An 8,001-nucleotide genomic window follows, 5' to 3' on the forward strand; every position below is an offset into this window, starting at 1 on the left:
AAGGTTCTTCGCGTTGCTTCGAATTAAGCAACATCCTCCACCGGTTGTGTGAGCCCCCGTCAATTCCTTTGAGTTTCAGCCTAGCGACCGTACTCCCCAGGCGGAGCACTTACCACTTTCGCTACGGCTGCGAGTTCGTGGATGAACCCGCAGCCAAGTGCTCATCGTTTAGGGCCAGGACGACCGGGGTATCTACTCCCGTTCGCTCCCCTGGCTTTCGCGCCTCAGCGTCAGTTGCAGTCCAGGAAGCCGCCTTCGCCGCGGGTGTTCCTGCCGATATCTACGCATTCCACCGCTACACCGGCAGTTCCGCTTCCCTCTCCTGCACTCAAGCCTCCCAGTATCGGCTGGCCTCCCCAGGTTGAGCCTGAGGCTTTCACAACCGACTTAGCAAGCCGCCTACGCGCCCTTTACGCCCAGTAATTCCGGACAACGCTCGCCCCCTCCGTCTTACCGCGGCTGCTGGCACGGAGTTAGCCGGGGCTTCCTCAGCGGGTACCGTCGTGTGTCTTTCCCGCCAACAGGGCTTTACAACCCGAAGGCCTTCTTCGCCCACGCGGCGTCGCTGCGTCAGGCTTTCGCCCATTGCGCAAGATTCCCCACTGCTGCCTCCCGTAGGAGTCTGGGCCGTGTCTCAGTCCCAGTGTGACCGGCCACCCTCTCAGGCCGGTTACCCGTCGTCGCCTCGGTGGGCCGTTACCCCGCCGACTAGCTGATAGGCCACGAGCCCCTCCCAGCGCGAATCGCTCCTTTGCTCCCCAGAACATGCGCCCCAGGGACAGTATCCGGTATTAGCCCCGCTTTCGCGTGGTTATCCCAGACGCCGGGGTAGGTTGCTCACGTGTTACTCACCCGTTCGCCGCTCGCTCATCAACCCTCCGGAGCCGAAGCCCCTTCGCGTCAATGAGCCCGCTCGACTTGCATGTGTTAAGCACGCCGCTAGCGTTCGTCCTGAGCCAGGATCAAACTCTCCAGTAATTAACTTCAAGCCCCTCCCCGCAAGCCTCCCCAACTCGCGCCGAGGCGCTCCCAGGGCGGGCTCTTTCTCCACTCACCCCGCAAGGGCAACACCGTCACCCCGCAGGGCGCCACCGCCGCTCATCGCGACGGCGGACAAGCTGGCTCACACCATCTGTCTCTGCGCTGTTCAGTTGTCAAGGTGCGTGGGTTGCCCAGTCCGACGCCCGTGCCCCGCGTCCACTCCCCCCGCGAACCACCGGCCTCGGACCACCTGCACCCCTCGCCTACCCACCCCCCACAAGGCCGCAAATAGGCGCATGAAAGAGAGGCCCGATGCCTCTCTTTCCGCCTATCCCACCTGCCCGCAGGCAGGCCAAACTCAAGGTGCCTACCTTAGTCCATCGGTAATTATAGCATACCAAACAGCTTTGTCAAGCCCCCGCGCTCCTCTTCGGAAGCCGCGAGACGGACATTGAGCCGCAGGATCGCAACCAGTCAGCAAGGCTACTGGCGTATTTGAGCCCGCCCGAACGGCGAGCCCTTCGTTGGGGTGCGCGACGACGTCCCCCATGGCACTGCAAAGGACGTCCCTCGCCCGCGAGCCGCCCTGCTCGCACAACCAGCCGGCCGCCAAACATCGAGACGCGCTACAGGATGAGTATGTCGGAGCGCCGGATTACCTGGCCGGCCGCCTCGACTTCAATCACCGGCAGCTCGGGCGTCGCCGAAATCACCTCCGGCCCGTCGCTCAACGCAATGATCGTATCCTCGGATTTCGTACCGGCGATAGATGGATTCCACGCAAACGCCTGCTTATCCACAACGATCTGCTCTGTGTCAGCCGTAGCGCGAAACTCACGCCCGACATAACCGGTGGGGCCGCCCTGGTGATGGAGTCTCCACTCATCCGGGAAACCGCCGGCGGCGTACGCCTCGACGGCCGCGCTGAATACATCGCCCACCCGCGCGCCAGGCGTGGTGTTTGCGATAAACGCTGCATCAACCGCGGCCACGGCGTCGTGCTTGCGCCGAAGCTCGGCCGGCAGCGCACCGAAGTGTACGAGTCGCGTCATCGAGACGATGAGCCCGCCTTTGCGCCCACAAACGACGAGCATCGCGTGGCTCTCGACGCGCTTGCCAGTCGGAATAGGATGGCGGTAGTTGAACGCTCGATCGTCGGCCGCGATCAGAATGACCACAGGGAACACGCCGCGCGCCAGCATCTCCTCGCCCAACATGCCGGCAATCTGATGCTCCGTCACGCCGGGCCGCACCTTCCGACATGCCTCGGTCATGCACGCGGCCGTCGCCGCGCCCACGCTGCGATAGCGATCTACCTCCTCGGGCAATAGGCTCGCCCTCAACGGGCCAAGCCGCGCCTCGACGTTCTCCATGCCGGCACGTCCGGTGTCGGAGCCGATTCGGGCTCCGGGCGCCAACCGCTCCACAGCTTCCGCCAGCTTATTCTCGTACCAGTAGAAGGACTCGGACGCGAACCCGAGCGACGCGACTTCCTCCTCCATCACGCGACGCGACTCGATGTTGTCGCAGATGACCCACCTGCCGTGGCGCGTGACCAGAACGTGCGCCACGCCGGTGTCACTGTTGACCGCGACGTGATTGCTGCCGCCGCACGTCACCCACGCGAAGTTCGCGTTCTTGGACAACAGCAGACCGTCCAGGTCCTCACGGTCAAGGAACTCAAGCACGAGGCGTTGTTTTCGGCCAAGCTCGGTTTCGGGGGACATAAGCAACTCCTTCGGTGCGTCGCACATCGTCAACTGTCTCGATTCGCTTGGCGGGTTCGCTCCCCTCTTTGCCAAAAGCCGTGGAGCGCGACCTCGACGCCAATCGCTGCCACGATGACCCCGCCGGCCACAAAATAGGGAAGGCGCAAGCTCACCTCGCGCGCCAGGATGCCGCCGAGCAGTGGGCTGAGTGCTCCTCCTGCGCCAAGAATGGCTTCGTGGATTCCGGTGAACGCGCCGCGGCGGGCCGCTCGGTTGACACCGTAGTAGTAGCTTGACGTATAGGCGAGGGCGCCTGCCGCGCCGATTACGGCGAACGCCGCGCCAAAGGCGGCAGGTGCGCGGACGAGGCCAACCGCGACGTAGGCCACGGCGGATGCTCCCTGAACCAGGACAAGGGGCAGAAGCCGGTAACGCCACCACGCGCCCCCGCCCAGGACGAGGAACATGATTGCCTGACCCGCGGTGAGCGCTGCGAGGACGAGCCCTATCACGGCAGGCTGGAACTCGAGGTCCAACGCGAGCTTGGGGAACAGTACGCGCAGGCTCGCCGCCCCGAAGACGGACGCGAACATCGCGCACCACGAGGCAAGCAGCAGCGCGCGCGCTCGGTGGACCGACACCGGCACTACCCCATCCGGCGGGCCATCGGATGCTGCGTCGTCTCTCGAACGCGCTCCGGGTCGTAGCCCCGCCAGCATCAGCGCGACCACAATCGCGAGAGCGGACGCAACGTAGAGCGGGAGCGTCACGAACTGCCCCGAGAACGTCCCGCCGAGGGAATTCCCGACGGTGATGCCGGAGCACCACGCGACATTATACGCGGCGATCTGACCGGCAAGTCGCCCGCGTGGCGCGGCTTCGGCGACCATCGCCATGTACGCCGGCCACAGCATCGCCATGCTCACCGCGGTCACAACCGCGATGGGGATCAAGTGCTGCCAGGTCTTGCCCAGCGTGGCCGCCAGCAAGGCGGCCGCGTATGCCAACGGCGCAACTCGGACGAGGATCATCCGCCCCCCGCGATCCGAAAGACGACCGAATGTAAACGCGAGCCCCGTGTAGACGACGGTGCCGACGGTGCCGATGACTCCGAGAGCAAGCGAATCCGCCCCGAGAGCGATGGCCAGGAGTGAAATGCCTACTCCCGCCGTGCCCATCGCCACATGCATAACGGCGACGCCTGCCAGTAGCCGCGCGCGCACCAAACGGGGTGTCTCACGATAGTGGTCGTGCAATGGATCGGTGGATGCGGTGGTTCGCATGACTGCGTGTTGAGTCTTTGCGTACAAGCATGCAAAGTCCTGCCATGAGCACCGTCGAGCGGCGGTCACCCCACGACGGGCGGCCGCAAGAGTGTCTCTGAGGCATGACATGGATGACATTCAAGCCAACCACGCGTCGTGCGTGACTGCTGGGAAGTCAGCCGTTTCTGTCGAGGCTGTCGCACAAGCCCCACTGACGTATCGTTGACACCTCGGTGCCGGACTGCGTATAATCATGGGCGGATTCGGGCGGTTATCTGACTGCGCGGGCCGACAACTGGGCCGCGCGCTTTGGGGGCAGCCCAGTTACCTCGCTGGCTACGTGTGCGGCGCCCTTCGCGTCTCGTGCGGTGCGTTGTCTCACGTCGTGTCGGGAGCAAAGATGAAGGGCTTGATTCTCGCGGGAGGCAAAAGCACTCGACTCTATCCGCTCACGTTCAACCTGCCCAAACCCATGGTCCCCGTGCTCAATCGGCCCTTTCTCGAGCATATGATCGAATGGCTGCACTCGCACGGCATCCGGGACATCATCCTGACCACGTGTTATCTGCCTGACGCGATCCGCGAGCACTTCAAGTCGGGGGCGGACCATGGGGTCAACATTGAGTACGTCATCGAGGAGCGCCCTCTCGGCACCGGCGGCGCGATCAAGAACTGCGAGCAACTCCTCGACGGCACGTTCTACGTTTTCAACGGCGATATCCTGACCGGGCTCGACTTGCGCGACATGGCGCGCAAGCATGAGCGCAGCGGCGCGAAGGTCAGCATCTCCCTGACGTATGTTGAGGACCCCACTCCTTACGGCGTGATCGAAACCGACGAGTCCGGCCACATTCTGCGCTTTCGCGAGAAACCCAAGCCCCACGAGATCACCAGCCACTACATCAACGCCGGCACCTATGTCTTCGAGCCGGAGGCCCTGGCGGAGATGCCGGCCGAGAAACGCTTCTCGATCGAGAGGGAGTTCTATCCTCAGGCGCTGGAGCGCGGGGTGCCCATGTTCGGCTACCGTGACTCATCCTACTGGCTGGACATCGGCACGGCCGAGAAATACGTCCAGGCACATCGCGATATCCTGTCCGGCAGGCTACCTCGCCGCGGAGCCGGCGAGGAGGTGCAGCCGGGCATGTGGGCCGGCCCGGGAGTGCACGTCGATCCCGACGCCACGGTTGTCCCGCCCGCGGTGATGGGCGAGCGCTGTGTCATCAAGGCCGGCGCGACGGTCGGGCCGTACGCGGTGCTGGGACACGATGTGCACGTCGAGGCCGGTGCCCGCGTAGTTGACAGCGTGTTGTGGAACGGTACAGTCGTCGGGGCGGGCGCAACGCTGACGCGGTGCGTTGTCGGGCGGCGCGTCCGGGTCGACCCGGGCGTCTGTCTCGATGGCGGAGCTGTGGGCGACCGCCAGCATGTAACGGCACAGGGGGCTTAGGGAGGAGCGCATGCCGGTTCTGAGCGAGGTCATGTTCCGGGCGTACGACATTCGCGGCAAAGTCGCTGACGAGCTGACTCCGCAGAGCACTGAGATCATCGGCAGGGCGTTCGGCACATATATCGGCGGCAAGGACGGGCCGCGCGTCGCCATCGGGCACGACAACCGCACCTCCTCCCCTGCCTTGCATCAAGCCTTCATCAACGGCGCGCTCTCAGCGGGCTGCGAGATAACGGACATCGGCCTCGCGACGTCGCCGATGCTCTACTTCGCGGTTTGCCACCTCGGACTCGACGGCGGCGTCAATGTAACCGGCAGTCACAATCCGATCGAGTATAACGGACTGAAGCTGACCGGACGCGAGGCGCGGGCGATAGCGGAGGAAGAGATACAAGAGATCCGGCGGATCGCCGAGGACGGCAACTTCACATCTGGCCCAGGCGAGCTGCACGAGCGGTCGGTGACGGAGGAGTACCTATCGGACATTGCGGGGCGCGCGCGCCTGCACCGCCGACTGAAGATATGCCTTGACTGCGGCAACGGCACGGCGAGCCCTTTCGCCCCCGGCCTTCTGCGCCGGATCGGCTGCGAGGTCGTTGAGCTCTACTGCGTGTCAGACGGCACTTTCCCTCATCACCTGCCCGATCCCGAGGACGAGGCGACGCTCGGCGACCTGAAACGCATGGTCGTGAGCGAGAAAGCGGATCTCGGCGTGGCGCTCGACGGCGATTGCGACCGGCTCGGAGTGATAGACGAGACCGGCCGGCGTCACGAGGCGGACGAGCTGCTCATCCTCCTGGCGCGTGACTACCTGGAGCGCTATCCCGGGGCCAAGGTGATGATGGATGTTAAGTCTTCGCACAATTTGGTCGAAGATATTAGGGTACATGGCGGCGAACCGGTCATGTATAAGACAGGACATTCGCTCATCAAGCGCAAGATGAAGGAGGACGGGATCCGGCTTGCCGGCGAGGTGAGCGGCCATATGTTCTTTGCCGACGACTACTATGGCTTCGACGATGGCCTGTACGCGGCCGCGCGCCTCTTAGGGGTCATCTCGAAGGCGAATGTGCCGCTGTCGCGCTGCTGGGACGGGCTCCCGGAGACATACCACACCCCGGAGCTGAAGGCGCCGACTCCTGAAGCGGACAAGTTTCGGGTGGTGGACGAGATCACGAGCTACTTCAAGAGCCACTATCCGGTTCTCGACATTGATGGGGCGAGGATCCAGTTCCCCGAAGGCTGGGCGCTGGTGCGGGCCTCGAACACGAATCCGTACCTTACGCTGCGATTCGAGGCGACTTCGCCCGAGGCCCTGTCGCGCATCGAGGATGTCGTCTACTCGAAGCTGAGGGAGTACCCTTCGGTGACGCTACCGGAGGCGCGTTGACCGACCGGATGCGACGCGGCCCGCGTTGATTCCGGGAGTGGCGCGGTCCCTGCGGAAAGGAGGCTGAGGATGATCGGAAAGGTCCGACTTTCCAAGGGAGATGCGACCGGAGCCGGCCCCCGCGTGGCCTACGTCAGCACATTTCCGCCGACCCAGTGCGGAATCGCGACATTCACCGAGGATCTCACGCGGGCGGTTGACCGCCAGCGCACCCTGCCGCATTCCGTTATCGTCGCCATCAACACCGAGGAGGCGCCGCTCACCTACTCGCCACACGTCAGGTTCACCATTGACCGCAACAACCAGGCCGATTACCTGGAGGCGGCCGAATATCTCAACGTGTCTGACGTTGACCTCGTGTCGGTGCAGCACGAGTTCGGCATTTTCGGCGGGTCGTGGGGCTACCACGTGATTCCGTTCCTGAAAGCTCTGCGAAAGCCGGCGGTGGCCACCTTCCACACCGTGCTGCGCAAGCCCGAGCCGGAAGCGAAGGAGGTCACCCAGGAGTTGTGCCGACTGTTCCAGTCGTTCGTGGTCATGAACAGCATCGCGGCGCACGTTCTCCGGCAGACATACGGCGTGCCTGCGCACAAGATCCGACATATCCACCACGGGGCGCCCAAGTTCAGCCCGGAACTCGGGCCGAAGAGGAAGGCGCAGCTGAAGCTTGTCGGACGCAAGGTCATCTCGACTTTCGGGCTGATTAGCCCCGGCAAGGGCATCGAATATGCCATCCGGGCGATGCCGCAGGTGGTCGAACGGCATCCGGATGCGCTCTACCTCATCCTGGGCCAGACCCATCCCGGCGTGCGCCGCCACTCCGGAGAGAGTTACCGCGACATGCTGGAGCGCCTGATCGCCGATCTCGGCATGGCGGAGCACATCGTATTCGACAATCGGTATCTGACGAAGCCTCAACTCATTTCGTACCTCGACGCGACTGACATATACGTCACCCCGTACCTCGACCCGGAGCAGATGGTGAGCGGAGCGTTGTGCTACGCCGTCGCGGCAGGCATTCCGATCGTCAGTACTCCCTACCTCTACGCCTTCGAGATGTTGGGCAACGGACGGGGTATGATTGCTGATTTCGGCGATCCCGCTGGCATCGCCGAATGCATCAACCTGCTGCTCGACTCGCCGACGCTCCACGAGCTGATGGTGGCGCGGACCTATGACTTCGGCCGCAGGCTCCTGTGGGACCGG

The 8,001-nt window shown here is 64.0% G+C and carries 5 protein-coding genes and 1 other annotated feature; of the genes, 3 read left to right on the top strand and 2 right to left on the bottom strand.

All coding sequences use genetic code 11. The features are described 5' to 3' along the window. Positions 1-99: 99 nt before the first annotated feature. Positions 100-970, bottom strand: a sequence feature (16S ribosomal RNA rRNA prediction is too short). Between the two features lie 637 nt (positions 971-1,607). Continuing rightward, complete coding sequence (locus JSV65_15275) at positions 1,608-2,708, bottom strand: M24 family metallopeptidase (protein UCH33905.1); 1,101 nt, start codon at positions 2,706-2,708, stop codon at positions 1,608-1,610. A 29-nt stretch (positions 2,709-2,737) separates the two neighbouring features. After that, a complete protein-coding gene (locus JSV65_15280) occupies positions 2,738-3,973 on the bottom strand; it encodes an MFS transporter (GenBank protein ID UCH33906.1) in 1,236 nt (411 codons plus the stop codon). A gap of 382 nt (positions 3,974-4,355) precedes the next feature. Between JSV65_15280 and JSV65_15285 the strand changes: the two genes are divergently transcribed. The 3 genes from JSV65_15285 to JSV65_15295 all read left to right on the top strand — a co-directional run. Continuing rightward, positions 4,356-5,405, top strand: coding sequence for an NDP-sugar synthase (locus JSV65_15285; GenBank protein UCH33907.1), 1,050 nt, complete (start codon positions 4,356-4,358; stop codon positions 5,403-5,405). 31 nt (positions 5,406-5,436) lie between these two features. Then, positions 5,437-6,795, top strand: a complete 1,359-nt coding sequence (locus tag JSV65_15290; protein UCH36802.1) for a phosphomannomutase/phosphoglucomutase — start codon at positions 5,437-5,439, stop codon at positions 6,793-6,795. 69 nt (positions 6,796-6,864) lie between these two features. After that, the coding region (locus tag JSV65_15295) for a glycosyltransferase family 4 protein (GenBank protein UCH33908.1) at positions 6,865-8,001 on the top strand (1,137 nt) is incomplete at its 3' end.

Source organism: Armatimonadota bacterium (genome assembly GCA_020354555.1).
GTDB lineage: Bacteria > Armatimonadota > Hebobacteria.

Coding starts and splice junctions, on each gene's coding strand:
- JSV65_15290 (UCH36802.1), top strand. CDS start 5,437: ATGTTCCGGGCGTACGACATTCGCGGCAAAGTCGCTGACGAGCTGACT.
- JSV65_15280 (UCH33906.1), bottom strand. CDS start 3,973: ATGCGAACCACCGCATCCACCGATCCATTGCACGACCACTATCGTGAG.
- JSV65_15275 (UCH33905.1), bottom strand. CDS start 2,708: ATGTCCCCCGAAACCGAGCTTGGCCGAAAACAACGCCTCGTGCTTGAG.
- JSV65_15285 (UCH33907.1), top strand. CDS start 4,356: ATGAAGGGCTTGATTCTCGCGGGAGGCAAAAGCACTCGACTCTATCCG.